At 45.9% G+C, this 24951-nt stretch carries 31 protein-coding genes; 23 read left to right on the forward strand and 8 right to left on the reverse strand.

The features are described 5' to 3' along the window. The 3 genes from CHA6605_RS19535 to cpeB form a co-directional block, all read right to left on the reverse strand. The gene (locus tag CHA6605_RS19535) at positions 1-1293 is read right to left on the reverse strand and encodes a HEAT repeat domain-containing protein (RefSeq protein ID WP_041549699.1); all 1293 of its coding nucleotides are present in this window, start codon (positions 1291-1293) and stop codon (positions 1-3) included. Positions 1294-1533: 240 nt separating this feature from the next. Then, complete coding sequence (locus tag CHA6605_RS19540) at positions 1534-2028, reverse strand: globin family protein (protein WP_015161122.1); 495 nt, start codon at positions 2026-2028, stop codon at positions 1534-1536. A 70-nt stretch (positions 2029-2098) separates the two neighbouring features. After that, positions 2099-2653: a C-phycoerythrin subunit beta gene (gene cpeB, locus CHA6605_RS19545; protein ID WP_015161123.1), complete on the reverse strand. Its 555-nt coding sequence runs from the start codon at positions 2651-2653 to the stop codon at positions 2099-2101. 283 nt (positions 2654-2936) lie between these two features. On the opposite strand from cpeB, the gene CHA6605_RS19550 reads away from it, so the two are divergent. The 4 genes from CHA6605_RS19550 to CHA6605_RS19565 all read left to right on the forward strand — a co-directional run bounded on the left by CHA6605_RS19550 (position 2937) and on the right by CHA6605_RS19565 (position 5694). Next, positions 2937-3158 (forward strand): hypothetical protein, encoded by a 222-nt coding sequence (locus CHA6605_RS19550; protein WP_015161124.1) that lies wholly within the window; start codon positions 2937-2939, stop codon positions 3156-3158. Between the two features lie 34 nt (positions 3159-3192). Beyond that, on the forward strand, positions 3193-4110 hold the full coding sequence (locus CHA6605_RS19555) for a HEAT repeat domain-containing protein (RefSeq protein WP_015161125.1): 918 nt from the start codon (positions 3193-3195) through the stop codon (positions 4108-4110). Positions 4111-4112: 2 nt separating this feature from the next. Further along, on the forward strand, positions 4113-4949 hold the full coding sequence (locus tag CHA6605_RS19560) for a DUF3598 family protein (protein WP_015161126.1): 837 nt from the start codon (positions 4113-4115) through the stop codon (positions 4947-4949). Between the two features lie 169 nt (positions 4950-5118). Next, positions 5119-5694 carry a globin family protein gene (locus tag CHA6605_RS19565; RefSeq protein WP_015161127.1) on the forward strand — a complete coding sequence of 192 codons (576 nt, stop codon included), beginning with the start codon at positions 5119-5121 and terminating at the stop codon, positions 5692-5694. Positions 5695-5755: 61 nt separating this feature from the next. Here the strand turns inward: CHA6605_RS19565 and CHA6605_RS19570 are convergent, their stop codons facing one another. Then, a complete protein-coding gene (locus tag CHA6605_RS19570) occupies positions 5756-6334 on the reverse strand; it encodes a phycobiliprotein lyase (protein ID WP_041548296.1) in 579 nt (192 codons plus the stop codon). 129 nt (positions 6335-6463) lie between these two features. Further along, positions 6464-7300: a pentapeptide repeat-containing protein gene (locus CHA6605_RS19575; protein ID WP_015161129.1), complete on the reverse strand. Its 837-nt coding sequence runs from the start codon at positions 7298-7300 to the stop codon at positions 6464-6466. Between the two features lie 165 nt (positions 7301-7465). Between CHA6605_RS19575 and CHA6605_RS19580 the strand changes: the two genes are divergently transcribed. The 10 genes from CHA6605_RS19580 to CHA6605_RS19625 all read left to right on the forward strand — a co-directional run bounded on the left by CHA6605_RS19580 (position 7466) and on the right by CHA6605_RS19625 (position 15079). Then, positions 7466-7933: a DUF2656 domain-containing protein gene (locus CHA6605_RS19580; RefSeq protein ID WP_015161130.1), complete on the forward strand. Its 468-nt coding sequence runs from the start codon at positions 7466-7468 to the stop codon at positions 7931-7933. Positions 7934-8627: 694 nt separating this feature from the next. Next, positions 8628-9476 (forward strand): phycobilisome linker polypeptide, encoded by an 849-nt coding sequence (locus tag CHA6605_RS19585; RefSeq protein WP_015161131.1) that lies wholly within the window; start codon positions 8628-8630, stop codon positions 9474-9476. A gap of 50 nt (positions 9477-9526) precedes the next feature. Next, positions 9527-10264 carry a phycobilisome rod-core linker polypeptide gene (locus CHA6605_RS19590; RefSeq protein ID WP_015161132.1) on the forward strand — a complete coding sequence of 246 codons (738 nt, stop codon included), beginning with the start codon at positions 9527-9529 and terminating at the stop codon, positions 10262-10264. A 271-nt stretch (positions 10265-10535) separates the two neighbouring features. Continuing rightward, positions 10536-11297 (forward strand): phycobilisome rod-core linker polypeptide, encoded by a 762-nt coding sequence (locus tag CHA6605_RS19595; RefSeq protein WP_015161133.1) that lies wholly within the window; start codon positions 10536-10538, stop codon positions 11295-11297. A gap of 145 nt (positions 11298-11442) precedes the next feature. Continuing rightward, positions 11443-11751 (forward strand): phycobilisome linker polypeptide, encoded by a 309-nt coding sequence (locus CHA6605_RS19600; RefSeq protein WP_269744611.1) that lies wholly within the window; start codon positions 11443-11445, stop codon positions 11749-11751. A 46-nt stretch (positions 11752-11797) separates the two neighbouring features. Then, positions 11798-12334, forward strand: coding sequence for a phycobiliprotein lyase (locus tag CHA6605_RS19605; protein ID WP_015161135.1), 537 nt, complete (start codon positions 11798-11800; stop codon positions 12332-12334). Positions 12335-12438: 104 nt separating this feature from the next. Beyond that, on the forward strand, positions 12439-13044 hold the full coding sequence (locus CHA6605_RS19610) for a chromophore lyase CpcT/CpeT (RefSeq protein WP_015161136.1): 606 nt from the start codon (positions 12439-12441) through the stop codon (positions 13042-13044). A 12-nt stretch (positions 13045-13056) separates the two neighbouring features. Next, positions 13057-13410 carry a hypothetical protein gene (locus tag CHA6605_RS19615; protein ID WP_015161137.1) on the forward strand — a complete coding sequence of 118 codons (354 nt, stop codon included), beginning with the start codon at positions 13057-13059 and terminating at the stop codon, positions 13408-13410. Positions 13411-13506: 96 nt separating this feature from the next. Beyond that, positions 13507-14238, forward strand: coding sequence for a 15,16-dihydrobiliverdin:ferredoxin oxidoreductase (locus CHA6605_RS19620; RefSeq protein ID WP_015161138.1), 732 nt, complete (start codon positions 13507-13509; stop codon positions 14236-14238). A gap of 88 nt (positions 14239-14326) precedes the next feature. Then, positions 14327-15079 carry a phycoerythrobilin:ferredoxin oxidoreductase gene (locus tag CHA6605_RS19625; RefSeq protein WP_015161139.1) on the forward strand — a complete coding sequence of 251 codons (753 nt, stop codon included), beginning with the start codon at positions 14327-14329 and terminating at the stop codon, positions 15077-15079. 87 nt (positions 15080-15166) lie between these two features. Here the strand turns inward: CHA6605_RS19625 and CHA6605_RS19630 are convergent, their stop codons facing one another. Next, positions 15167-15910: a phycocyanobilin:ferredoxin oxidoreductase gene (locus CHA6605_RS19630; protein WP_015161140.1), complete on the reverse strand. Its 744-nt coding sequence runs from the start codon at positions 15908-15910 to the stop codon at positions 15167-15169. Positions 15911-16550: 640 nt separating this feature from the next. Between CHA6605_RS19630 and CHA6605_RS19640 the strand changes: the two genes are divergently transcribed. The 5 genes from CHA6605_RS19640 to CHA6605_RS19660 all read left to right on the forward strand — a co-directional run bounded on the left by CHA6605_RS19640 (position 16551) and on the right by CHA6605_RS19660 (position 19978). Beyond that, complete coding sequence (locus CHA6605_RS19640) at positions 16551-17069, forward strand: phycocyanin subunit beta (RefSeq protein ID WP_015161141.1); 519 nt, start codon at positions 16551-16553, stop codon at positions 17067-17069. 64 nt (positions 17070-17133) lie between these two features. Next, entirely contained in the window at positions 17134-17622 is a 489-nt protein-coding gene (gene cpcA / locus CHA6605_RS19645) for a phycocyanin subunit alpha (RefSeq protein ID WP_015161142.1), read from the forward strand. 114 nt (positions 17623-17736) lie between these two features. Further along, positions 17737-18555 carry a phycobilisome linker polypeptide gene (locus CHA6605_RS19650; RefSeq protein WP_015161143.1) on the forward strand — a complete coding sequence of 273 codons (819 nt, stop codon included), beginning with the start codon at positions 17737-17739 and terminating at the stop codon, positions 18553-18555. Between the two features lie 176 nt (positions 18556-18731). Beyond that, positions 18732-19598 carry a phycobilisome linker polypeptide gene (locus CHA6605_RS19655; protein WP_015161144.1) on the forward strand — a complete coding sequence of 289 codons (867 nt, stop codon included), beginning with the start codon at positions 18732-18734 and terminating at the stop codon, positions 19596-19598. A gap of 122 nt (positions 19599-19720) precedes the next feature. Continuing rightward, complete coding sequence (locus CHA6605_RS19660; RefSeq protein ID WP_015161145.1) at positions 19721-19978, forward strand: phycobilisome linker polypeptide; 258 nt, start codon at positions 19721-19723, stop codon at positions 19976-19978. A gap of 70 nt (positions 19979-20048) precedes the next feature. Here the strand turns inward: CHA6605_RS19660 and CHA6605_RS19665 are convergent, their stop codons facing one another. After that, positions 20049-20978: a cobalamin-binding protein gene (locus CHA6605_RS19665; protein ID WP_015161146.1), complete on the reverse strand. Its 930-nt coding sequence runs from the start codon at positions 20976-20978 to the stop codon at positions 20049-20051. A gap of 65 nt (positions 20979-21043) precedes the next feature. Between CHA6605_RS19665 and CHA6605_RS19670 the strand changes: the two genes are divergently transcribed. The 3 genes from CHA6605_RS19670 (at position 21044) to CHA6605_RS19680 (ending at position 22997) form a co-directional block, all read left to right on the forward strand. Next, positions 21044-21655, forward strand: a complete 612-nt coding sequence (locus CHA6605_RS19670; RefSeq protein ID WP_015161147.1) for a chromophore lyase CpcT/CpeT — start codon at positions 21044-21046, stop codon at positions 21653-21655. A gap of 282 nt (positions 21656-21937) precedes the next feature. Beyond that, the gene (locus tag CHA6605_RS19675; RefSeq protein WP_015161148.1) at positions 21938-22513 is read left to right on the forward strand and encodes a pseudouridine synthase; all 576 of its coding nucleotides are present in this window, start codon (positions 21938-21940) and stop codon (positions 22511-22513) included. Positions 22514-22562: 49 nt separating this feature from the next. After that, positions 22563-22997, forward strand: a complete 435-nt coding sequence (locus tag CHA6605_RS19680) for a hypothetical protein (protein WP_041548304.1) — start codon at positions 22563-22565, stop codon at positions 22995-22997. 34 nt (positions 22998-23031) lie between these two features. On the opposite strand, the gene CHA6605_RS19685 is transcribed toward CHA6605_RS19680, so the two are convergent. Continuing rightward, the gene (locus CHA6605_RS19685) at positions 23032-23922 is read right to left on the reverse strand and encodes a LysR family transcriptional regulator (RefSeq protein WP_015161150.1); all 891 of its coding nucleotides are present in this window, start codon (positions 23920-23922) and stop codon (positions 23032-23034) included. Positions 23923-24037: 115 nt separating this feature from the next. On the opposite strand from CHA6605_RS19685, the gene CHA6605_RS31845 reads away from it, so the two are divergent. Continuing rightward, positions 24038-24877, forward strand: coding sequence for an efflux RND transporter periplasmic adaptor subunit (locus CHA6605_RS31845; RefSeq protein WP_157260040.1), 840 nt, complete (start codon positions 24038-24040; stop codon positions 24875-24877). The last annotated feature ends 74 nt before the right edge of the window (positions 24878-24951 follow it).

The raw sequence follows: 24951 nt of genomic DNA on the forward strand, positions 1-24951 counted from the left end.
TCAATCCTGCTCATCCTTAAATCCTGTAAATCCCGATCTGGCTTTTGCTTTTACTAACCAATCGGCATCATCGGCTAAAATTTCATATCCACTAAGATCGCCCAACTTTTCCAATGCCATCAGTGCGGCATATTTAAGATCCCAAATTTTAGTCTCCAGACTCTTATGTAATTCGGGAATCGCACGGACATCGCCAATTTCCGCTAGCGCGATCGCGGCGGCGGCGCGAGATTTTTGGAATTGTGGTTGGGTATTGTGGAGAGCTTCAATTAATAGATCGTATGCTGGGGCGTGTTTCAACCAGCCCATGATTTTCATGACATGGAAATGGGCACCATAATCTTGATTAGCTTCTTCCTCGTAGGCAGCAAATAACGCCGCAGGAGCGGTATCTGGATAGTTCTCGACGATCGTTTGGGTGGCTAGATAAGCCTTCCCAAAGTCAGTTTCGTATAAGTTGCGAATCAGCGCGGGGAGTGCGGGTACTCGATCGTAACTGTGTACCAGCTTTAAATCTTGGGGTCGATCGCGTAATGACTGTTCTAAATAGGGTTGGATCTGGATAAATGTCAGCGAACCATCGCCAATTCCTGCTTCGGCAAGCGTCCGAATCCCCCGCAGCCGAAATACTAAGGATACCGGACAACTAGCAATATCGGGAATCGCTGCATAATACCGCGCATCCATCAAATCTTGAATCGACAATCGCCGCCCCAACACATTCTGATTTTGCAGCATGGCAACTACCTGCGGCATCTGACTATAGTCCCCAGTCAGACGGCAAACTCCGGCAATGGCAGCACTCGCGATCGGCGGATCTTCGTCTTTAACAAATTTACTTATAGATGGCACCGCAGGCTGATAATTTAACTTAGTCAGCGTGTGAATCATCACCCGATAACTTTGTCGTGGCTTTGCCAGTAACTTGGTTAATTCTGCCAAAATTTCGGGATCTTGGGTGCCAATTTCGCCAATTGCCCACGCTGCATTTTCGACTGTATAGCAGTCGTCATCTTGGAGACAGACGCGAATGGCGGGGAGAGCTGCTGTTGCTTGCAGTCGCCCCAATATTTCGATCGATTTACGGCGCACGATCTTGTTATCCAGACTCGGATCGGTTTGTTCCAGTGCGCGCATCAGCGCGGCGATCGATCGATCCGTCCGAAAGTTAATTAAATGAGACGCCGCAATGTACCGAGAATCATTTTCGGAAACCAGAGCCTGTGGCGTATCTAAAATCTCGATCGCCCGATCTTCTGTCAGATTAAATAAGCTAAAAAAGCGGTTATCCATGTTGGCGGTACGGGGATGTACAAATGAGATAAAGCGGGGAGCGGGGAGCGGGGAGATAAAAACCTCAGAACCGTGCATCAACGCGGCAATATCTCCATTATTTACCCAGATCGAAACAAACCCAGAGATTCTGGACAATTACTCTACCTTAACAGGCAAAGCAAAGAATCAAGAATCTCCAGGCTTGTGAGTAAAGACATCTCACCTATTTATGATGAGATTGGCAATCTTCTTTCCAGACTAAGAAAGGGAGTTGATTGCGTAGTCGAGGAGAGCATTGTACTCGACCAATGCTTGAGCGGACATGTCGCGAGGAGCACAACCGCGATTGCGAGCGAAGCTCAAAGCTTCAACGTAAGGAGCAGTAGGTAGGCTTAAAGCACGGTAAACTTCACGTTGACCAGCAATACCCCACTCGTCGAGAGGACCAGTACCGCCGACAACTAGGCAGTATTGAACTAGACGGAGGTAGTGTTTGATGTCGCGTTGGCACTTAGCTTTGAAAGTGTCGTTGGAGTTAGCCTGACCAGCCTCGTTGAGGTAAGGATACTTTTTGATGCAAGCATCATAAGCTTCTTTAGCAACGTTGTCTAAGTTAGCAGCTAATTTCTCAGCAGCTTCTAAGCGTGCAGTCGCACGTTGGATCGAACCTTGTACTGATTCTAAATCCGAGGTGCTAGGAAAACGACCTGCTGCATCAGCAGAGGCAATTGCGGTGGTAACGACTGATTTCATTTCTAAAAATCTCCCAATGTTATAGATAGAGTACTAATTGTCGATCGATCTGCTGACGGATGGCTATTAATTAGCTCAAAGCAGAGATAACGCGATCGAAGTAGCTGGAAGCTTCAGCAACCAGAGTAGCGCAACGATCTTCTACTACAATCGCACCCATTTTGCGGAGTTTAGCACCAGCAAAAGCTTCGCTAGGATTGTCTTGAATGTGAGCGGCAGCTTGTGCTTTCATGATTTGAACGGCACGAACTGTGGAAGTAGTAGGTACGCCTAAAGCTGCATAGGTTTCTTTCAAACCATTCAAGCAACGATCGTCTAAAACGGAAGCGTCGCCAGCGAGTAGAGCGTAAGTAACATAACGAAGAATGATTTCAGCATCGCGGAGGCAAGCAGCCATGCGACGGTTAGGATAGCAGTTACCACCAGCTTGGATCAAACCTTGGTTTTCGCAAATCATCCCAGCAACTGCGTCGGAAACCATACAGCTAGCGTTGGAAGCGATCGCGTTTACTGCATCCAAGCGACGGTTACCGCTAGCAACGAATGCTTTGAGGGCACTGAGATCGGCTACAGTAGAAGTGCTGGCATCTGCTGAAACTACAGCTTTAGAAAAAGCGTCAAGCATGTTGCTCTCCTTAATATATTGACTATTTGTAAAAGGCGTTTGTCTACATCGAAGCAAGACAAGATACAAGATAAAATATTGAGGGCGATTGAGTCTCAGTTATGAGAAACAAAGCAATATTTCGTTACAATTGACACAAAAAACTCACGAAAATCGGGGTATGGGCAAGTAATAAATTGCTCCTACCCCGATTTGAGGATAATAATCGCAAACATTGGGTGCGTTCAGATCGGAATCTGCGAGAATTGGAAAATACGATCTAAATTTTAGGAAACCTCAGTTTATGTCAGAAGTATCGGAAAACTACGCCCAAGAACTCGCCGAGACGATCGCCGAATTTGAGAAGTATCGCGAACGGTTCCTTTCGGACACCCTAGAAGCTGGCCAAAAAGCTAAATTGATGAAATCGCAAGTGATGGCTAGCTTGGCACCAGAATTAGCAGCGATCGACGAAAAGATCGCCGAACTGCGCCAGCAACAAGCAAATCTGACCGCAGGTAACTAACCCTCGTCAAATCATTCCATCTGTAAGATCGACCATGAGCAACCAACTCAACACCCCAGCAACATCTGGGAATGATGCAAATCTCCAGTTTCAAGCAGAGACAGACGCATTACTCGAAAAAGTCAGCGAACAAGTAGATTTAGAAATTTTCGATCCTCACGATGAAGAATTGCTCAAAGATTTAGTCGAACGACTCGGAGATCCGCGCGGCATCACCCGATTGCGGGTGGCAACAACTTTGGGCGAAATTGGCGAATCGGCAACGCCATTTTTGATAGAGGCTTTAGCAAATCATCAAAATGTAGTCGTGCGCCGTGCTGCGGGCAAAACTTTAACCATTATTGCCGATCCGCGTGCCGTACCCGCACTAGTACACGCACTGCTCAATGATGAAGATACTGTCGTCCAAGGTTCTGCGGTGGGCGCATTAGCACGGATGGGTGAGGCTTCAGTGCCACTGTTGCTGGAAATTTTGGGTTCGCCAGAGCATCCAGAGAGTACCAAAGGACACGTTGCTTGGGCATTATCCTTTATCGGCTCGGAGGCGAAGACTTACCTTTATCGCGAAATTGACTCTGATTCGCCCGCAATTCGAGCGGCGGTAGTGGGGGCGATTACTAAAATTGCTCAGGAAAATCCCGAAGAACAGATCGCCTTTGACTTACTGATTAGAGCTACTAAAGATGCCGAAGCAATGGTGCGCTGCGAAGCTGCTGCCGCATTGGGCAATCTTGCCTATCGTCCAGCACGAGTCCCGCTCCTAGAGCTACTGGAACATCCCGACTGGGAAAGTCGCAAATCGGCAGTATTAGCATTGATGAAGCTCGGCGACAAACAAGCGATCGCCGACTTAGAAGCCGCAGCAGGGAAGGAATCTGAAGCTTCAGTTCAAGCAGTCATCAAGCTGGCAATCTCGCAACTTGCCAAAAAAATGGATGTAGATGAGTGGTAAAAATGGTGAGATCGCAATGGGAATGCGTGCTGCAAAATCTCGGTGAGTGGCAGGGTTCATTTACTAGACTTTCGCCTGTAGGTGAAGAGATTGAAGATATTCCCAGTTTAATTTCCTTAACTGGGGTGGACGAGAATCGATCTATTCATTTATCCCTCACGCGCTATTATCCCGATCCCGAAGGCATTCTCCAACCCCAAGAGATGGCGTTCGACTTTAGCGCGCCCAGTGCGGGAGCAATGTTTTTTGAGACGGGCGCATTTTCCGAAGGTTCGCCATATTTGCGCAAGGGGTTGCCAGGAGGAGCGGAGTTTGCATTCAGACATGAAGATCGACGGTTGCGACTAATTCCGCAATACGATGGCGATGGCCAACTATTTCGGCTGACGCTAATTCGGGAAGCACGAGTCGGTACCAATGCCCCCGAACGTCCGCCGCTGGATCTGGCTGGCTGGTTGGGGGTTTGGCAGGGCGAAGCTGTAACACTTTACCTGGGTAGTACGCAAGCCTCCGAGTTGTCAACGCTTCAAACCGTTGAAATGAGAGACGATCGAACGGTGACAGTCTCCCGCACGATCGGATCTCAAGTTACAGAATCTACCTTGACAACTGATTCGGCATCTACTCCAACTTGCTTAACCAACCAGTCAACCCAAGTTATCCTCTTAGCCGATGCCGCCTATGTACTGTGCCCGACTCAAATCGAGCCTGGAGTAGCCACCGAGCTAGAAGTTGGTTGGTCGATCTCTCAAAATCTCCGCCAGCGGCTGATTCGGACATATACCGATCGAGGTGATTGGTTGAGTTTGACTTTTATTACCGAATCGAGGAGTGGATAGTTCGTAGGTTGGGTAGCTTTGTTCCGATACCGCCTCCGATTAAAATCGGGGCTAATGATGCAAAGTCCGCCTACGCGGACTGATTAACTAGTCCGCGTAGGCGGACTTTGCATCACAAGCCGAGACTTCCAGTCTCCAGGCAACTCTTATACCGAACTGACGTTAATTTATGGAACTTAGTACTACTGTTAGAGAACTAATTATCAAAGCGAGAATTGTTAGTTTTGAGGATTGGAAAACGACTCATTCGCCAGCAATTATCGATCTATTTCAAAGTGCTGACGATCGCCGAGAATATCTCACAGATGATGAACTCGACAAAATTGAAGCTAACTCATCTAGTAATTCAAGTCTAATTCCGATCGCTAGATTATTGCGAGATGCTGCAACAGAGATCGTTGATGATGCCCGCGATCGAGTTTTAGCCACCTTTCCCGCAATTACTCAACCTGGTGGCGGTTTGTATCCAGCCGCACGCGCCGAAGCTTGTTGGCGAGACTTCTGGCACTTTTTGCGATGTGTTACCTATGGCATTGCTGGCGGTAGTGTGGAATATACGAGCGATATGGGCTTAGATTATATGAACTTGTTATACCAAGAATTGCAAGTTCCTCTCGATGCAATGGTGCTAGGTTTGCAAGAGCTGAAAACCGCTAGTTTGACAAGAGTAGAGCCAGAGCTAAAACCAACTCTAGCACCTTATTTCGATCGATTAATCAGCAAACTTCAGGATTTTAAAAAATAGAAAATTTCACAGAATCGAGGTAGGGATAATTCATGAATTACCCCTACCTCGATTCTGTGTGCTATGCGGATAAATGCTTCTGCACCATTGACTGGAGATCTCGCTCGGTGGCACACCGCCGTTCCGAACAATAAGTCATCAAATACACGCCATTCATCATCCGTACCGTACTCACCCGCACCCGAAAATCATCGGTGATAAACCAGCAGCGTTCCTGTCCCTGATTGTTGTCGTAGTCAGTATCGATCGTCAGAATGCCATCATCGCCAAACCAATAACGGCTCACTACGGGAATCTTCTCGACATAGCCTTGATTGCGAATCAGTTTACCCGATCGCCGCGACGCATCATTAGGCACATCGATTAACACCGCCGCTTGTTCGGGATTTGGTTCGCCTTTATCCTGATTGGCTTGCCACATGAAACTAGCTCCGCCTGTAGCTTGAGTCGGATCGATATTCTGTTGCTTGCAAATACTCTCGACACGCGGATCTGTCTGTGCCACCACGGAGATATACAAATTTGACTCTCCCGACTCATCACCAGAACAGTCAAAGTGATGTACATTACGCTGGGTAAACCACATTCCTTCACTTTTGGTGAAGAAGTCCATCATTGTCATTGGCGGTTGGAAGAGCATGGGAGTTGGGAGTTGGGAGTTAGGAGAGGGGGAGAGGGGGCGACGAGAAAAAGGACGTTAGCATTCAAACTTTCTATTTACTATCCACTATTCACTATCCACTATTCACTATTCACTATTCACTATCCACTACCCTCTACCCTCTAATCCTAGACTCGCTCTAGTAGTATTGCGGGTAAAGGAATTATAAGTTTCTAATTCTGCGCTGGGATAGCTGAGTAGACGCGATCGCATTTCATCAGTCACTCCCAGTGCGTGGCTAAAATCTGCCCCGGCAATGCTTTCTAATCGATCGAATTCTACATCTGTTAAATCGGCGGCGCGCAAGTCTGCACCAGCTAAATTGGCACCATTCAATGCCGCCTTTCGCAGACAGGCTCCGGTTAAAAATGCCCGTCGCAAGTCCGATTGACTCAGGCGCACGCCTTGGAGATTAGCTCCCGTGAGATCGGCTCCACCTAAGTAAGCACCCAGTAAATTTGCATCTTGCAAATCGATGTAGCGCAAGTTGGCAGTGTTGAGTTGGGCACCATTCAATCTCGCACCAGGGCCGATCGCGCCGGAAGATTTATAGTTAAAATTGTCGGGGAAAATGGTGTATCGATCGTATCTGACGCCTTGCATTTTTAGATCTGTTAAATCTGCACCCCTCAGATCTGTCCCACTCAAATCTACTCGTACCAGGCAGGCTCCTGTTAAGTTAGCATCTTTCAATATCGCTCGATCGAGACTAGCTCCGCGTAGATCGGCACCAGCGAAATTTGCCCCAGTCAGATCTGTCTGACTGAGATCTGCTCTAATCAGCGTCGCATGGCGCAAATCGACTTGAGGCAAAGCTTTACCGCTCAACTTAACTTGGTACAAGTCAGCCCCAGCACCAGAGGTTCCGGCTGCTAATGCCTCAAAAATCTGCTGGTTATCCTGAATGCGACGATCGATCGCGGATACAGTTTGTTCGTGATACATGGATATTTTAACCAAGTAAAGTATGTGTAAAGCCTCAGTCGCGATGCAAACAGGAAGCGGTAATTACCAATTATCAATTCTTGAGTCGATCGGGGAGCGAACAGTGCTAATCTATCTGTTGACCGCTGGGGAATCCCAGTTATTCTAGATCGAAAGTGAGGCAATGTGGACAATCTCGATCGGGGACGGATGTTGTTGTCCCATAATTTTGATATCACAGATGGCCGTTTAGCAGGTCTTAGTCGGGAAGAATTTACTGAAGTGTTTCGGATCGGAACGAGCGATGACACTCGGATTCAATGTCGCTCGATCGCGCATCCCCACTGGATTGTGGAAATTTTATTCGATCGCGCTCTCGATCCTCAAGCTGTCGGAGCTGAATGTGCCCGCATCCTTGCCCAGTATCGCCAGCAAGATGCCAGAAATCGTGCCGATATTTTAATTTTAGGTGGTATCAAAACCACGCCGCCTACTAGCCCCGATCCGGATGCCCTTCAACCCGGACAGTGGGGCGTCGATGTCGTCGAAACAGTCAATGGCGATCTATTTTTGACTAAAATCGACTGGGATGCCACCATCGCCCAGAAGCCTGCCGATAGTACCTTCAAAGTCCAATTACCGAGCGATCTTTAAAAAGTTGAAAGTTGACAGCAAAGCATTGGCTCTAAATCCTTACTAGTGGGTAATTTAAAAGCTAATCAGCCTTTCCGACATCTAGAGCGCATTTTCAATTCTGCCCTCTACCTTCATTAACTCCCAACTTAAGAGCGCGTATTTCCAGTTTGCGGATCTAGCAAAAGGAGGATATGTTCTATATGTAATCCAACCCTACAGTGTAAGTCTATAATTCTTAATATTTTTAACCTCCTTCTTAGATGAGAATTTAGATGTGTACATTTCGTGCAAGACGAACGATCTTGGCAAAAGAGTGACGCGACTCATTTTGAGCGAGCAGTGTCCTAAATTACCGATCTAGATTAAAAAAGCCGTGCGCGAATACAAGGTGGATTGACTGCCAGACAAGGTTCTAGCCAATAGCTGTATCTAAAAGTATGCTGTTTGGCCAAGGCACGATCTCAGATATTTCCACATTGAAATTACCACACAGCAGATTTTACTCTATTTCATACCGCCATAGAAAATTCATAATTATCTTAACATTTTGAGATAATTGCCCCGAAGAGGATGCCCGCACAGATCGATCGAGTCGATTGGAAGTGGCTATTGGCATGAAATTGAAGCGAATCTACGATTTTAAACAGTCGATTTTGCCATGCCATGCGGACATCCTTTCGAGCTTCTTTTCGTTTACCAGGAGATAGAATAAATGCCCTTTGGACCAGCATCGCGCCTAGGTGTTAGTTTGTTTGACGAAACCCCGCCCCAGGAATGGGTAGCGGGTCGTTCTAATGACGAAATCGAAACACTGATTTTGGCTGTTTACAGACAAGTACTAGGCAATGCCTATGTCATGGAAAGCGAACGGTTGACCGTTCCCGAATCTCAGTTCAAGCGCGGCGAACTCAGCGTCCGCGAATTTGTCCGCGCTGTGGGCAAATCCGACCTGTATCAATCGCGGTTTGCCGATTGTCCTCGCTATCGGTTTGTCGAGCTAAACTTCCGTCATTTCCTCGGTCGTGCGCCCAACAGCTACGACGAAATGAAAGCTCACAGTGCGATCTTGGATGCTGGCGACTTCGACTCAGAAATCGACTCGTATGTAGATAGCGACGAATACCAAAATGTATTTGGGGAAAATATCGTTCCTTACATTCGCGGCTACAAAACCGAAGCGATTACTCACATGGTTGGTTTTACGCATACCTTCCAACTGGTACGTGGTGCCTCAACTAGCTCCCTGAAAGCCGATGTTGCTGGTAAATCTCCCAAGCTGAATAGTTTGGTCATTAACGCCACCGCCACAGCCGTAGTAGAGCCAGGATCTACTTTCCGCAACCCGACTGGGAGCGCGCGCACGCTGCTTGGCCCCAACGCTAGCGAAGGTGGTAAAGTGTACCGGATTGAAGTTACTGGTTACCGTGCCAAAGCATTTAACAAAATCTCTAAATTCCGCCAGAGCAACCAAGTTTACATGGTGTCCTACGATAAACTCTCCCAAGAATATCAACGGATTCACCAGCAAGGCGGCAAGATCGTTAGCATCACGGCTGTCTAAGACTAGTCGATCGATAGTTTAAAAATGTTTAAAGGAGTCAATATTTAATCATGGCAACAATGACACCGCTCGAACTGTGGCCGACGCGCTCTACAGAAGACGTCCAAGCGATTATTCGCGCAGTCTACAAGCAAGTATTGGGCAACCCTCATGTGATGGAAAGCGAACGCTTAACAGCGGCTGAATCGCAACTGGCTAACGGCAATCTCTCCGTGCGCGAGTTCGTCCGTGCTGTCGGTACTTCCGAATTTTACCGCACGCGTTATTTCGAGAAATGCGCTCCCAATCGGTTTGTGGAATTAAATTTCATGCACTTCTTGGGTCGTCCGCCTGCATCTCAAGCCGAAATCTCCGAGCATATCGTGCGCTGTGTCGCTGAAGGTTTCGATGCCGAAATCGACTCTTTCATCAATAGCGAAGAGTATCAGGCGACCTTTGGCGAAAATGTGGTGCCTTACAATCGTGGTGCTAACACCCAAGTCGGTCAGTCTCAGGTAACTTACAACCGGATGTTCGCGTTAGATCGCGGCCCCGCGCAGGTTAGCAGTGCGGTGACCTCAGCTCAAATTGGTGCGAGCAATCAAATTAAGGCGGCTAGCGTCAATTTAGGTGGCTCCGGTCAAGCAAATCAGAAAACCTTCAAGATTCTGGTTACAGGATCTAAATTTGACAGTCCTCGTCGTCGCAGTACCACAGAATACCGTGTTGCTGGCGATAACATGACTTTGCAAATTCAGCGGATCAATCGGAGTGGTGGCAAGATTGTCAGCATTACTGAAGTTGTCTAAACCGCAATTCTCACCTAGAAAATTGCCGCAGGTTTAAACGACTGCAAATTGAGTTTAGTACATCCACTTAGCAATCCTAACTCGATCGGATCGATCGGGATTTTAGCCTATTTGAGTTGGAGACCCGATCTATCAAAAGATTTAGGATTGCTACAGTCAATAAAATAAATATTTTTTAGTAGATGGTTGGGTTATTTCTCTCCCATGCAATCGCACGATCGAGAAACTAGATAAAATTTACACGATTAATTTTTGATTAGGAGTAATCATCATGGCACTTTGGGTTAGTAATGCCGATGCCACCGAGTTGTGGAATAATTCTTCTGAAGACGATCTGCAAACTGCGATCCGCGCGGCTTATCGTCAAGTTTTGGGTAATGCCCATGTGATGGAAAGCCAACGCTTGACTAGTGCAGAATCCATGCTGCGCAATGGCGATATTAACATGCGCGGATTCATTCGCGCGATCGCGCAATCCGATCTCTATCGCGCGTTATTTTTTGAGACTTCCTCTGCTTACCGATTTATCGAACTAAATTGCAAGCATTTCCTCGGTCGCGCTCCACTCAACCAAGCCGAAATTAGCGACCATGTGCGGTTGTATAACGAGCGAGGTTATGAAGCTGAAATTAATTCTTACATCGATAGCGATGAGTATGGATCTAAGTTTGGCGAAAATATCGTCCCCAGCGCGCAGGGAAATCGCACCCAAGTAGGGATCGAGAATGTTAATTTCAACCGAACTTTTGCACTCGATCGCGGTTTTGCTGCGTATGATGCAGCTAGCAAAAATGCCAAACTGATTGGCGATATTGCAGGCAATCGGGCGACAAAGATCGGTTTTCCCGCTGGTGGTGCTGCTTATGCCAATACTAGCAAACGCTTCCGAATTGCTGTCAACAAGGCCAAATTTGGCGCGAGAGTAACTCAGAGCAATGCCAGTTTTGAAGTGAGCTACAGTCAGTTGTCTAAACAAATTCAAAATATTCAGAAAACTGGTGCAAAAATCCTCAGTATCTCTGAAGTTTCGTAGCTAAAACTTGACATCTGAGCCATCAGCACCATATCCTAATGGCTCAGTTAATACTGGCAATTTAGTCACTCTAATTTGCGACCGATCGCACTCGAGAGTCAAGTACAAATTAAATAAATTTTTGGAGTTAAAAATGATAGATTGTATGGTCAAGATTGATGTGACAAATATGTCATCTCACTCGCCGATCCGATCTGGATCGTACTCAATGAAAGTTCCGTTTGCTTCCCTATCGCGGACGATGCAATTCATTCATCGCTCTGGCGGTAAGGTAGTTGAAGTTACCAAACTATCAGCAACTACTACTTTAACCGAGCTACCACACCTCGCTACCCCAGTCTATACCTCGACAGTTAACTCCAAGCCGCAGTCTCCAGCAGCAACTGTCGATCGTACCGAGCCGCAATCGACCCAAGATCGCTCGAAACGGGGTGGCAAACACCATAAAAAATAAATAGCTCACACAAATTTCGGCTGGTAGGTTTGGGTACTCAATATTGATGGATATTATACAGTTTGTCGAGCAGTCGATCGGACAATGGCGATCGCAACGTAGTGCACATCACATGGCCTTCAGCCAATTTGAAGCAGTGCGATCGATTATTGACATTGACATGCTCTCTAGCAACGATCCCGCCGTCGTGGAGCTGTGCCAAGCTTATGATGTCGAGCCTAGTAGAGCTGTTTCGCCCTTTCAAATGAAATGGGAAGGACAGTCAGATTGGGATGAAGATAATCCGGAGGTCAAGGGTAGTACCATTTTAGTGCCAGTTCCCGACCCCGTGGTGCCCCACCGAGGCAAATTACTCAGAGACCAGGGTTATGCTGAAACCATCGCCGCCGCAGGTGAATATCACTTTCTCGATGATGGCACTTTCGTATTAATTACTGCATACGAGCGTGCCGCCGCCGAAGAAAGAATTTGGTTTGCCAATCCTAATTTACGGTTTCGGGTGTCGTTAATTAAAACTAGTGGTGGTAGTGGGGTAGTGACAGCTTCCTTCTCATCCGAAATTAAATCTTCAAAAGCTGAATAATATCAGAGCTTTAACATTTTGTGCGTCTCGACTATCTCTCCTCCTTTTAGATAATTTTTTAATAAATATTGACGATTTAATCGATTTATCATCCACCGTCAATTATGACTTCAGTTAAAAACACCGATTTAGTCACACTTTGTCAATGGATGGCCGGAGATTTTAGCAATCGCCAACAATCTTCTACTCAGCCACAACAGTTCGCCCATATTCACATTTTTTTCCGTCCGTTACCATTTGATTTTTTCAATGGCATCGGGTTTTATTCCGAACAGGTATACGACCACGATCTGTGGACGCCATATCGGCAGGGAATTCATCGAGTAGTAGATCGTGGCGATGATATTTATATTGAAAACTATAGTCTCATCGATCCGATTCGCTATGCAGGTGCAGCTCGCGAAATATCAATCCTCAAGACGATTACTACCAACAATATTGCCCGTCGCCAGCACTGTTCGATGGTGTTTAGGCGAGAGGGTGACATGTTTCGCGGTGGGGTCGAACCAGGAAATCGCTGCTTAATTGAAAAGAAAGGGTGCATGACATATTTGATTAGTGAAGTAGAGATTACTGAAACTACTTGGTTGAGTCTCGATCGCGGTATGGATGTGAACACACACGAACAAATTTGGGGTTCTACATCCGGCCAATTACGATTTGAAAAGTGTCAAAGTTTTGCGATGGAATTACCTCTGGATCGGATTTAAGGTGGCAACAATATGAATATCTCGATCGAAAGTCAAACTGCAATTATTAATAAAGTGAGTATTCTGCCGCCAATTGCTCAAAAAAAGATGCAATGTTGGATTCGGAGCAGACATCTCATTTATTCTGGTAATTTTTTTATATATGAAACAGTTGATTTTAGTGCTGTCGAACGATTTGGTGACTGTATCGAAGCATTGGGGGGTGCTGTAATTGCAGTTAGTTCGGTCGGCAAAGTTTGGATGGGCGATCGCCGACAAGTCATTTTATATCGATCGAAAGCAAGTTTGCAAACACCCCATCACGATCTCCATCATTACTGGATTAAGTATGGCAGTTTTCGTACCAGATTTGACGAACGGGTCTAACTCGATCGGGTTTGGAAATCAATACTCAGTCAGCTTGAATCCAGCTCACACAATTGCAATTAAATTAACAACAATATTTTTAACGAGATTAAAATTATGTATCAACCTTTTCTCAATCACTTAGAGCAATCCTTATTTCAACGCTTCGATCTTCAAAGTCGGCTAATTCCCGCTGGACTGGAAGCGCAAGTGAGCGAACGCGGCAAAAATCCAGCTTCGATTAAAAGTTGGTGTTATGAATGTCCTGAGTTTCGGAAAATCCGCTACACCTATATCGATGCTGGTGCGAGTGCTCAGATTTTTAATAGCGTCATTTATCCCAGTCATAATTCTGAATTGCCATTGCTGGGCATTGACTTCCTGTCTTTTGGACAAGTCAAAAATTTAATTGTAATGGACTTTCAACCGTTATTTCAGGATGAAGCTTATCTAACTAAGTATATTCATCCTTTGAAAAAATTACACGAAAAATATCCAGATTTAGCTCAAAATCTAGAAATGAAGTTCTACGATGCAAATCAATATTTTTCCAAATATCTATTGTTTGCTAAAACCGATCCAGAGACTGTCAAGACGCGAGTATTTGAAGCCTTTCAAGATTATCTCAATCTCTATTGGGAGATGCTATCTACTAGTGAATTATTGACCGATCCATCGGATATTCAGCGGATTGCCAAAGCTCAAAGAGATTACGACCAATATAGTGCCGATCGCGACCCCGCCTCTGGCTTATTTAGTAGCTATTTCGGTCATGAATGGTCGGAAAAATTCTTGTACGGATTTTTGTTTGAAGATGCAATGCCCCTATCTGCTACTGTTGCCAAATAATCTTTAGGAACAACTAGTAAGCCATATCCCCGACTTCTCCACGAAGTTGGGGATATTAAATAGCAATTATCAATTATCAATTATTAATATGACACTATATCAACCATTTCTAGACTATGCGATCGCATTATTGCAAGAGCGATTGCCATTACAGTCTTACCCGATTCCCAGTGGATTCGAGTACAAATCAGCGATCGTCGGTAAAGGCAAACAAGAAAACGAAGTCGTAACTACCAGTTACGGCTATCAGTCCCCTAAGCTGCGGCAAATCCGCGCCGCACACGTCCAGGGTGGTAGTGCGCTTCAAGTGTTGAATTTTGTGATTTTCCCGCACCTGAACTACGACTTACCCTTTTTTGGTGCAGATTTAGTCACGCTTCCTGGCGGACACTTAATCGCCTTGGATATGCAACCATTATTTCGGGACGAGCGCGAATATCAAGCCAAATATAGCGATCCCATCTTGCCAATTTTCGAGACCTATCGCCAACATCTCCCGTGGGGTGGTGATTTCCCTGAAGAAGCTAGTGCCTTTTTCTCGCCTGCTTTTCTCTGGACGCGACCAAAAGAAAATGAAGCCGTCGAAACCCATGTATTTGAGGCATTTAAGGCGTATCTCCAGGCATATTTAGATTTTGTCGATCGGGCCGAACCCGTTACCGATCCGCAAGCTTTAGCCGCAATTAAACAATCGCAGTTGCGCTATCTACGCTATCGAGCAGAAAAAGATCCCGCTCGCGGTATGTTCAATCGCTTCTATGGTTCTGAGTGGACGGAAGAGTACATTCATGGCTTTTTATTCGACCTAGAACGCAAGCTCGAAACCGCTGCATCTGTCTGAGTCGATCCGATCGAGCAATGTCTCGATTAGGGGAGTTTTGATGGCGAAAATTTTCGCGATCGCACCCACACTAGATCCGCCCTAAATTTAACAACTCACAACCAAAGCTTCGTAATCGAACAGCATGGTAGTCATATAGCGATCGGCCCATTCGACACCAAATGATTTTTCTAGGACGCGCCGCGTCTTATCATTTTGTTGCTGGCGATCGCAATAATACTGGTGTCCGGCAGAAATCTGGGCAATCTCGGCAATAGCGGTTGTCGGTGGAGTGCTGCTGGCAATTTGGCAATGAATCGCGAGCATCGACAGCACATAATCCAGAAAAGCCGTCTCTTCAGTGGCATTGGTGGGACGCACGAATAAACAATAATCTGAGAAAATATCTCCCCAGGTGGGTAAATCTCGCACTTGAGAGAAGCTGATGGCGGGGAGTTGGCGCAGTGGGAGTTGATATCGCGCGGGCAAAGATCGATTGCGATTTACTGGCGATAAATCGACAATTGCGGCACTAATTGTCCCTCTACCGCAGACGATATCTGCCCCAAAAATCGGCAGATCGCGATCGGGGTGTGGAAACATTACACAGTGGAGGATATCTAAATTCTGGCCTACCTGAGCCAGTTCTAGATGCAACTTGCGAAATTGGGGGGTTTGATGGCATTTATTTTCAATAACTAAGCGTTCGCCCTCCAAGCTGCCTTCGACATAGCCTAAATCGTGGGGAATTTGGTAAGGAGACAGGTCTAGATGCTCTTGCCACGTCCGTTCGATGCGATCGGCTAGTTTCGCGATGAGGGGATGTTGTTTGGTACGGAGCGAGATCGACATAATTTTTAATATGGTTTTATAAAGTAAATTTAAACATTGAATCTTTTGTTAGATCGTTACATATTTGTCAAGTCAATTAACTTATCAATGGGAGCGATCTTCTGGCGAAGTCAAAGATTTACTATCGAAAATACTAGTAAGGCGAATGGTAAAGGAGCTGACGATCGATTGAATGTCTGGTGGCAAAAACCAATCTCAACCTCTGTCTCAATCTCTAATCTTGGCCAGATGTTTACTACCTTCGCCGATCGTTCGTGCAGATTACGTGCAAAAACACGATCCTCGTTGGGGCAATGTGGGTTTGAGTACAACGTCAGCATGACAGGCGATCCCCGCTGTAGATCGATTTTTAAAAAATGTATTACTGAATCTAAACTAATGCAACAATCTGTTTACAATTAAAACAGATCTCTCATCTGCTGAATTGATTAATTGGTAAGGGTTTGTCGCTTTGTTAACATTTTTTAATTACATCTTTTTCGAATTGATTCGATCTCTGCACAAAAGTTGCACACCAAGGCTGCTTTAATCAAACTTAATTCAAAACAGATGAATTCCTGACAATTTATCATCGATTAATCGATCGGGAATTTATAATTTGTTGAAGTAAATTTTATTGCAACGTAGGGAGTTTCCTTAGATGTTAGACGCTTTTACTAAAGTAGTTGCTCAAGCAGATGCCCAAGGTACATTTGCTAGTGATTCTCAGATTAATGCTCTTAAAGCAATGGTAGCTGAGGGCACCAAACGGATTGATGTTGTCAACCGGATTACTTCCAACTCCTCTGCAATCGTCGCTAACGCGGCACGCGCACTGTTCGACGAACAACCCAACCTGATCGCACCAGGTGGTAACGCCTACACCAACCGTCGCATGGCAGCTTGCTTGCGCGACATGGAAATCATTTTACGCTACGTTACTTACGCAACATTTACTGGCGACGCATCCGTCCTCGACGATCGTTGTTTGAATGGCTTGCGCGAAACTTACCTGGCTCTGGGCGTTCCTGGTGGTTCCGTTGCTACTGGTGTTCAAAAAATGAAAGAAGCTGCAATTGCAATTGCTAACGATCCCAACGGTATCACTAAAGGTGACTGTAGCTCTTTGATGGCTGAATTAAGCGGTTACTTCGATCGCGCAGCTTCTGCTGTCGGTTAATTTATATCGATTTCTCGTTACCTTTTGCACGAATACAATCATTTATTGAGAGATTAAGTAAACTATGAAAACTCCTTTAACCGAAGCTGTAGCTACCGCTGATTCCCAAGGTCGTTTCTTGAGTTCTACCGAACTGCAAGTTGCTTTTGGTCGCATTCGTCAGGCAACTGCTAGCCTTGATGCTGCTAAAGCTTTGGCTGGTAAAGCTCAAAGCTTGGCTGATGGTGCTGCAAATGCCGTTTATCAGAAATTCCCCTACACCACTACCATGCAGGGCAACAACTATGCTTCTACCCCTCGCGGTAAAGCTAAGTGCGCTCGTGACATCGGTTACTACGTTCGGATGATCTCCTACTGCCTGATTGCTGGTAGCACTGGCCCGATGGATGACTACCTGATTGGCGGTTTGGCTGAAATCAACTCCACCTTCGACTTGTCTCCTAGCTGGTATGTTGAAGCTCTCAAATATGTTAAAGCTAACCACGGTCTCTCTGGTGACTCTGCAAGCGAAGCTAATTCCTACATCGATTACGCAATTAACGCCTTAAGCTAATTGACATCCAAATCCCAGAACTGGAGGCTGTCTTTCGTGCTCATTAAGAATGGGAAAGAAGGATATCCTCTAGCTCTGGGATTGTTGTAACTATACGCAATCGGAGTTGAAATTATGACAAGCTCTATGGCCGCAAAACAGTTGGGATTCGAGCCGTTTGCTGGCGCATCGCCAGTAGAACTACGACCCCACCCGTCGGAAGATGATGTTCGGGCTGTAATTTGGGCTGCCTATCGGCAGGTCTTCGGCAACGACCATATTATGGAAAGCGAACGACTAACCAGTGCCGAATCGCTCCTGCGCCAGGGCGATATGAGCGTGCGAGATTTCGTCCGCGCATTGGCACAATCAGAACTATATAAACAAAAATTTTTCTATTCAACTCCCCAAGTGCGGTTCATCGAACTGAACTTCAAGCACTTATTGGGTCGCGCTCCAGCTAATGAAGCCGAAATTACCGAGCATGTCAATCGGTTTATCGATCGTGGATACATCGCCGAAATCGACTCCTACATCGATTCGATGGAATATCAAGACAGCTTTGGTGATGCGACAGTGCCTTACTATCGTGGTTTTGCTACCCAACGGGGTCAAACTAGTGTGGGCTTCACTCGGATGTTCCAACTGTATCAAGGTTATGCCAACAGCGATCGCGCTCAAGGCAATAACAAAGGTGCTGCTTTGACCGCAGAACTCGGTCGAAATACCGCCACGGCAATTCGCACTCCCAATTTGGGACGCAGTTTAGCTGGCACTATTAAAGGCGATCGCGAGCAATTATATCGCGTGCGGCTCGTCCAAACCAACCGCATTAACAGCCCGCAAATTCGGCGCAGTTCTGGCGAGCTACTCGTTAGCTACGAACAACTTTCTGCTACCCTCCAACGCCTCAATCAGCGTGGGAGTCGGGTAGTGAGTATCGATCGAGCTTAGATTTAGGCTTTAGGCTTTAGGCTTTAGGCTTTAGGCAAGAGGGTATGAATGGGTAATGAATGGGCAGCGTCGCTGCTTTGTTGACGAACAAGGACGATCGTGGTCTTTCGCTCTTACCCATTACCCATCCACCCATCTATCCATCCACCCATCCACCCATCTAAGGAGTAAAACCCGTGCCAATTACCACCGGAGCTTCTCGTTTAGGCACCAGTGCCTATAGCGATATTAAGCCAATCGAATTACGCACCAATTGGTCGCCAGCAGATGCCCAAATTATTATCAATGCTGTCTACCGTCAGGTATTAGGTAACGACTATCTGATGCAAAACGAACGACTATTGGGACTCGAATCCGTGCTCTGTAACGGTCAAATTACCGTGCGAGATTTCGTGCGCGGTGTCGCCAAATCTGAGTTGTACAAAAACAAATTTTTGTACTCATCTTTTCAGACGCGGACGATCGAATTAAACTGCAAACATTTACTAGGTCGCGCACCTTATGATGAATCTGAAGTAATCGAACATCTCGATCGCTATCAAGAAAAGGGTTACGATGCCGATATCGATTCTTATATCGATTCTCTAGAATATAACGAGAATTTTGGCGACTCGATCGTTCCTTACTATCGTAGCTTTACATACCAAGTGGGTCAAAAAATGCCCGGATTTACTCGGATGTTCCGACTCTATCGCGGTTATGCCAATAGCGATACATCGCAAGTTGCTGGTGCCAAGTCCCGCTTGGCTGGCGAGCTGGGTAGCAATACTACTTCGGCAATTATTCCGCCTTCTGGTAGCAACGATGGATTTGCTTATCAAGGTGCTGCTGGTAGCACGACGCCCTCGCGCGCGTTCGGTCGTTCGACAATTGGTGAATCAGACCGCCTGTATCGCATTGAAGTATCGAGTATTAGTCTGCCACGCTATCCTCGCGTCCGCCGGAGCAACAAAGAGTTTATTGTTTCCTACGACCAACTCAACAGTACGCTCCAGTACATCAACAAGATTGGTGGCAAAGTCGCTAGCGTTACCGTAGCCTAACTTCGGTGTGTTAACTCTTTAATTTTAGTTAATCGTGGTGTGGGAATGCGCTATAAAGACCCATTCTCACACATCGCCTGATTGATACTCGCCACTTTTTCACGATCGCAGGAGCAAATAAAATGTTGGGACAATCAGCTTTTACCAGAGGTTCGACCGCGACAGCCAATAATCGAATTTTTGTTTATGAAGTAGCTGGATTGCAGCAAAACGACGATAGCCAATCTAACGTGCAGATTCGGACTAGTGCGAATACCTTCGTACAAGTTCCTTACAATCGCATGAATGAAAAGATGCAGCAAATTTTGCGCATGGGTGGCAAAATCGTCAGTATTCAACCACTAGGTGCAAAACCCCCAGCGGCGGAATCCGAATCTTAATCGATCGCGATCCAGTTCTTGTAGATGTTTAATAGTTACCATGTGGGTCGATTTAACAATCGACCCATTTTTATGAAAATTCAGACCAACCAGTGCGATAATGACCGTAATTACAGACTTGAGGATTGAGGATTTCGGTAAGAATTTCTAGAGATTCTACCAGTCTGGGGCCGGGGCGATTAAAGTAAGCATTACCATCGGTAATGTAGACTCGATCTTGTTTGACTGCTGCGAGCTGTTGCCACTGAGGATGTTTAGTTAACGGTTGTGCTTCGATGCGAGTGCGATCGAGATCGAAACCACAGGGCATGAAAATAATTGTATCGGGATCGGCAGCTACCAATTCATCCCAACTAATCCGAGGTGAATGTTGTCCGGTAACGCCACCAATCGGTTTGCCACCAGCCATCTCGACTAATTCGGGAATCCAATTACCAGCCAACATTAATGGATCTGTCCACTCAATGCAGGCAACTTTTGGGAGTGGAGATTGAAGATTTTGACACTGGGTTTGACAGATTTTAACTCGCTTTTGCAGAGTTGCAACGATCGGTTGCCAATCGACATTTAAAGTTTCGCCAACACGTTGAATATCCGCCCAGACATCTGCGATCGTGTCGGGTTGAAGTGAGATAATTTGAGGGTGACTATTAGTTAATTTCGCCACAGCTTTTTCTACTTCCGGAAAGCTGACCGCACAAACGTCACACTGGTCTTGAGTAATAATGTGAGTGGGCTGCAATTGGGTCAACACATCGAGATTAATTTCATAAATACTCATGGCGGCGGCGAGTAATTTATCTACTTCCTGATGAATCTCGCCACTCGGCTGATGGATAGATAGTCGTGCCGAAGTACAGACAGCTCGATCTTTAATTTCAGGGGGATAATCACATTCATGCGAAATACCCACCAATCGATCGGTCAGTCCCAAACAAGCGATAATTTCTGTGGCACTAGGCAAGAGTGAAATCAGCCGCAGCGGTGCTAATGGAGTCATAAATTGTGAAAATAGGATCGTGCAGTTCCAGTAAAATCGACAGTAATTAACATTAGACCTCCACTATGACTCATTCTACCGATATTCCTACCTTGGCGCGCTGGATGGCTGGCGATTTTAGCAATCAAGCGCAAGCAATTGAGAACCCACCATTTTTCGCGCATATTCGAGTGTGTATGCGTCCGCTACCCTACGAGTTGTTCGATGGAGTGAGCTTATTTCTCGAACAGGCTTATGACTTTATGCTCCAGAATCCTTATCGCTTAAGGGTGCTAAACTTTGTTGTCGTCAACGAGCGCATCGAAATCGAGCATTATACGCTAGATCCTGAAGCCGAATTTTTCGGAGCCGCTCGTAACCCCGAACAGCTCCAGCAAATCACCCGCGATAATATCATCAAAATGCCAGGTTGCACGATGATTACCGAATGGACTGGCAGTACGTTTAAGGGCTATGTGGAGCCTGGAAAGGGCTGCAAGGTGACTCGAAATGGCAAAGATACTTATTTGGACAACAGCTTTGAAATCTCGCCTGGACACCTAATTAGCCTCGATCGCGGTCGCGATATTGCCACCGACGAACATGTCTGGGGATCGATCGCGGGGCCATTTGAGTTTACTCAAAAAGTGAGTTTTGCCGATGAAGTACGGGTCGAAAAAGTTAATTCAATAAATTAGGATCTTCTGTAGAGGCGGATCGATCGAGTAAACATCGATAAATTCTCGCAATTTTAACCAAACCCGCTTATCTTCAGTGGAATTGACAGATCGTTCGATCGGGTAAAATTTATAGACGATAACATGCGATTGGTTATTGGTGGGGAGGGTGGATTTGTTCGAGAATTACTATTGAACGCGCAAATTCTGAGCATTGTCTTGTCGCGCTAAACCTGGAAGAAAACTCCAGAGCGCGCGCCGCAAACCCACCCCTACAGATCCTACTCCTAACTCCTAACTAACTTGCGTTACATCCTCTTCTACAAACCCTATGGTGTCCTGAGTCAATTTACAGACGATGGCGGCAAGCAGACGCTCAAAGACTATATTTCCGTTCCCGATGTGTATCCCGTGGGGAGGTTGGATTGGGACAGCGAGGGATTGTTACTGCTGACTGATGATGGGAGATTGCAACATCGACTTAGCGATCCTCAGTACGGACATCCCCGTACTTATTGGGTACAAGTAGAGCGCGTTCCAGACGAACAGGCACTAGAGCACCTAGCCGCTGGTGTAGAGATCCAAAAATATCAAACCAAGCCCGCACGGGCAAAGTTATTAGCTGCCGAACCCGAATTACCGCCGCGAGATCCACCGATTCGCGATCGCCAAAAAATCCCGACCGCTTGGTTAGAATTAACCTTAACCGAAGGTAAAAATCGCCAAGTGCGGCGGATGACAGCAGCAGTCGGGTTTCCGACACTGAGATTGGTACGCGTTTCGATCGGGTTACTATCCCTCGAAGGTTTATCATTAGGAATGTGGCGGGATTTAACTCACGCTGAGGTCAAGGAATTAAAAAGGTTCAAAAATTACTAAATAATTCCCTGCTAATTCAGTGCGTGCTGCGGAGAACGAGATATTGGATATGCAAGCAAAAAAATTACCTCATCTAATTTGCGGACAATTAACAGTATCGATCGCGATCGTATTGACACTCCAAGCATGTGCGGTGAATAAACGGGGTGCGCCTACGCCCGATCGAGTTGTAGAACAATATCTATCGGCTTTGGAAACTAAAAAAGAGCATCTCATGCTCGATTTAATACCGGAAAATTTTAATCTTACTAAAGAAGTCAGAACTAAAATTGATAAAATTGGTGGGCGCAAAATTCAAGATCGGCAAATCGTCTACACCAAACCTAAATCTTCTTTATGGAATGCCAAGATTAAAGGATTTTATTTAGATAGTAGCGGTAACAAGCAAAAATTTGAAGACTCGATCGTTTTGGAATATCAAAATAAGGGAGATCTAAAATTGTATGCGGGACGTTGGTATCTTTTGTTAGAGGATAGAGAGTGAAATCTGAGTAGCGGCATTAATAAATTGCCCCTACTCAGATTTCATTTAAGGCGATTTCTAGTAATTTATTCATTGTCGGTGAAGGATCGTTGCGTCGCCAGACGATCGCAATTGTAGCTAACTTCTCTACGCTCAAAGACTCCGATCTAATCGGCTTATAAACTACTCCTTGACGTTGGGCTTCTTGAATCGATTCTGGTAGAATTGAAACACCCATATTTGCCGAGACAAGACTGACGATCGTCTGCATTTGGATACATTCTTGAACTACCAGCGGACTAAAGCCAGCAGCTTGACAAATAGCAATAATCGGATCGTACAATCCTGGTGCGAGTTTGCGGGGGAACAGAATAAACGGTTCGGTTGCTAATGTAGCGAGATCGAGCGAGTCTTGCGTTGCTAAATGATGATGAGTTGGTAAAGCCACAACTACAGATTCTTGAAAAATGACTTGGCTGACAAAATCTCGCTCCACAATTGGCGGACGGATCAAACCAATATCGATTCTCCCTTCTCGCAACCAAATTAACTGCCGATCTGTCGTCAACTCATGTAGTTTAATTTGGACTTGAGGATATCGATCGTGGAACTGTTGGAGCATCACTGGTAAAATATTATAAGTCGCCGAACCCACAAATCCGATCGAGATTTGTCCGAGTTCGCCGCGACTAGTTTTACCACCAATATCGATCGCGCGATCGAGTTGTTGAAATACTTGACTCACTTCAATTAAAAATGCTTGTCCGGCAGGAGTAAGTGCCACCGATCTTTTAGTTCGCGTGAATAGTTCAAAACCCAACTCTGCTTCTAAGTCTTGAATTTGTTTGCTCAAAGGTGGTTGCGCGATGTGCAATTTTTCTGCCGCACGTCCGAAGTGCAATTCGGTAGCAACAGTACTAAAATAACGTAAGTGACGAAGTTCCATAAAAAAGTTATATAAAGCAAAACAAACTACTATAAATATAAAATACTGTTTAGTGTGCGCATTGCCAGCCCTTTCGATGTAGTGTAAAATCGACACGATCGATTATGCTCGGAGTATGAAAACAGATCCTACACTTATAGCTTGCGGACTAATAATGCTGCTATCTGGCTGTACCTCTGGTAATGCGGAGCAACGTACCAAAGCAGTCGTCCCAGCCAAACCTAATGCCGTTGTAGCATTGGGGCGAATTCAGCCCAAGGGAGAAGTCATCAAGCTCTCTGTCGCCAATGCTCAAGATAGCCGCGTCGATCGAATTTTGGTCGCAGAAGGCGATTTCGTCACCCAAGGTAAAGTCATTGCCATTTTGCAAGGGATCGATCGCAAGCAAGCCGAACTGCGCGACGCCTTGGCGGATGTTAAGCTGCGGCAAATCGAGCTGGGGAAAGTCAGTCAAGGCGACTTCAAAAAGTCTCAAATTACCGCTCAAAACGCCGTTCTGACTAGGCTGCAAGCGCAACTTAATAGCACCCGCAAACAGCAAGAAGCCGCCCTGACTTCTGCACGATCGCAACTCCAAAATGCCGAAGCTAACTATCAACGCCAACTTCAAGCCGATCGTCAAGGATTGGGATTGTTAACTGCCCAAGCTAAACTAACTAATGCCCAAGCTGAATATCAGCGGCGTAGTCAATTCAATCGATCGGGAAATAATACCCTCGGCTCTCAAGCCAAACTTACCAATGCTCAGGGTGAATATCGACGTAAGTTGATGTTATACCAGTCGGGCGCGATCGCACGCGGCTTTATCAAGCAGCAGCATTTGATGGTGTTATTTCTGCCGAACCCCTATATCTTAAATATGGTACGTGGGCTTTTGACAAAGAAACGATCTCTTATGATACGCGAGTTTTTGCATACAATCCTCAAATTCAAATCTTCGATCTGCCTGAAGTAAATCAGCAACAAGCCAAACTGCGCGAACCATTTACAGTCTTATTCGATCGATTATCTCGATCCGAATTGGAGCCA

It is taken from the genome of Chamaesiphon minutus PCC 6605 (assembly GCF_000317145.1).
Classification (GTDB): Bacteria; Cyanobacteriota; Cyanobacteriia; order Cyanobacteriales; family Chamaesiphonaceae; genus Chamaesiphon; species Chamaesiphon minutus.

What these genes read in the sequence shown, in the direction of transcription:
- CHA6605_RS19535 (WP_041549699.1), bottom strand. Translation starts at nt 1,293, where the DNA reads ATGGATAACCGCTTTTTTAGCTTATTTAATCTGACAGAAGATCGGGCG.
- CHA6605_RS19540 (WP_015161122.1), bottom strand. Translation starts at nt 2,028, where the DNA reads ATGAAATCAGTCGTTACCACCGCAATTGCCTCTGCTGATGCAGCAGGT.
- cpeB (WP_015161123.1), bottom strand. Translation starts at nt 2,653, where the DNA reads ATGCTTGACGCTTTTTCTAAAGCTGTAGTTTCAGCAGATGCCAGCACT.
- CHA6605_RS19550 (WP_015161124.1), top strand. Translation starts at nt 2,937, where the DNA reads ATGTCAGAAGTATCGGAAAACTACGCCCAAGAACTCGCCGAGACGATC.
- CHA6605_RS19555 (WP_015161125.1), top strand. Translation starts at nt 3,193, where the DNA reads ATGAGCAACCAACTCAACACCCCAGCAACATCTGGGAATGATGCAAAT.
- CHA6605_RS19560 (WP_015161126.1), top strand. Translation starts at nt 4,113, where the DNA reads ATGGTGAGATCGCAATGGGAATGCGTGCTGCAAAATCTCGGTGAGTGG.
- CHA6605_RS19565 (WP_015161127.1), top strand. Translation starts at nt 5,119, where the DNA reads ATGGAACTTAGTACTACTGTTAGAGAACTAATTATCAAAGCGAGAATT.
- CHA6605_RS19570 (WP_041548296.1), bottom strand. Translation starts at nt 6,334, where the DNA reads ATGCTCTTCCAACCGCCAATGACAATGATGGACTTCTTCACCAAAAGT.
- CHA6605_RS19575 (WP_015161129.1), bottom strand. Translation starts at nt 7,300, where the DNA reads ATGTATCACGAACAAACTGTATCCGCGATCGATCGTCGCATTCAGGAT.
- CHA6605_RS19585 (WP_015161131.1), top strand. Translation starts at nt 8,628, where the DNA reads ATGCCCTTTGGACCAGCATCGCGCCTAGGTGTTAGTTTGTTTGACGAA.
- CHA6605_RS19590 (WP_015161132.1), top strand. Translation starts at nt 9,527, where the DNA reads ATGGCAACAATGACACCGCTCGAACTGTGGCCGACGCGCTCTACAGAA.
- CHA6605_RS19595 (WP_015161133.1), top strand. Translation starts at nt 10,536, where the DNA reads ATGGCACTTTGGGTTAGTAATGCCGATGCCACCGAGTTGTGGAATAAT.
- CHA6605_RS19600 (WP_269744611.1), top strand. Translation starts at nt 11,443, where the DNA reads ATGGTCAAGATTGATGTGACAAATATGTCATCTCACTCGCCGATCCGA.
- CHA6605_RS19605 (WP_015161135.1), top strand. Translation starts at nt 11,798, where the DNA reads ATGGATATTATACAGTTTGTCGAGCAGTCGATCGGACAATGGCGATCG.
- CHA6605_RS19610 (WP_015161136.1), top strand. Translation starts at nt 12,439, where the DNA reads ATGACTTCAGTTAAAAACACCGATTTAGTCACACTTTGTCAATGGATG.
- CHA6605_RS19615 (WP_015161137.1), top strand. Translation starts at nt 13,057, where the DNA reads ATGAATATCTCGATCGAAAGTCAAACTGCAATTATTAATAAAGTGAGT.
- CHA6605_RS19620 (WP_015161138.1), top strand. Translation starts at nt 13,507, where the DNA reads ATGTATCAACCTTTTCTCAATCACTTAGAGCAATCCTTATTTCAACGC.
- CHA6605_RS19625 (WP_015161139.1), top strand. Translation starts at nt 14,327, where the DNA reads ATGACACTATATCAACCATTTCTAGACTATGCGATCGCATTATTGCAA.
- CHA6605_RS19630 (WP_015161140.1), bottom strand. Translation starts at nt 15,910, where the DNA reads ATGTCGATCTCGCTCCGTACCAAACAACATCCCCTCATCGCGAAACTA.
- CHA6605_RS19640 (WP_015161141.1), top strand. Translation starts at nt 16,551, where the DNA reads ATGTTAGACGCTTTTACTAAAGTAGTTGCTCAAGCAGATGCCCAAGGT.
- cpcA (WP_015161142.1), top strand. Translation starts at nt 17,134, where the DNA reads ATGAAAACTCCTTTAACCGAAGCTGTAGCTACCGCTGATTCCCAAGGT.
- CHA6605_RS19650 (WP_015161143.1), top strand. Translation starts at nt 17,737, where the DNA reads ATGACAAGCTCTATGGCCGCAAAACAGTTGGGATTCGAGCCGTTTGCT.
- CHA6605_RS19660 (WP_015161145.1), top strand. Translation starts at nt 19,721, where the DNA reads ATGTTGGGACAATCAGCTTTTACCAGAGGTTCGACCGCGACAGCCAAT.
- CHA6605_RS19665 (WP_015161146.1), bottom strand. Translation starts at nt 20,978, where the DNA reads ATGACTCCATTAGCACCGCTGCGGCTGATTTCACTCTTGCCTAGTGCC.
- CHA6605_RS19670 (WP_015161147.1), top strand. Translation starts at nt 21,044, where the DNA reads ATGACTCATTCTACCGATATTCCTACCTTGGCGCGCTGGATGGCTGGC.
- CHA6605_RS19680 (WP_041548304.1), top strand. Translation starts at nt 22,563, where the DNA reads ATGCAAGCAAAAAAATTACCTCATCTAATTTGCGGACAATTAACAGTA.
- CHA6605_RS19685 (WP_015161150.1), bottom strand. Translation starts at nt 23,922, where the DNA reads ATGGAACTTCGTCACTTACGTTATTTTAGTACTGTTGCTACCGAATTG.
- CHA6605_RS31845 (WP_157260040.1), top strand. Translation starts at nt 24,038, where the DNA reads ATGAAAACAGATCCTACACTTATAGCTTGCGGACTAATAATGCTGCTA.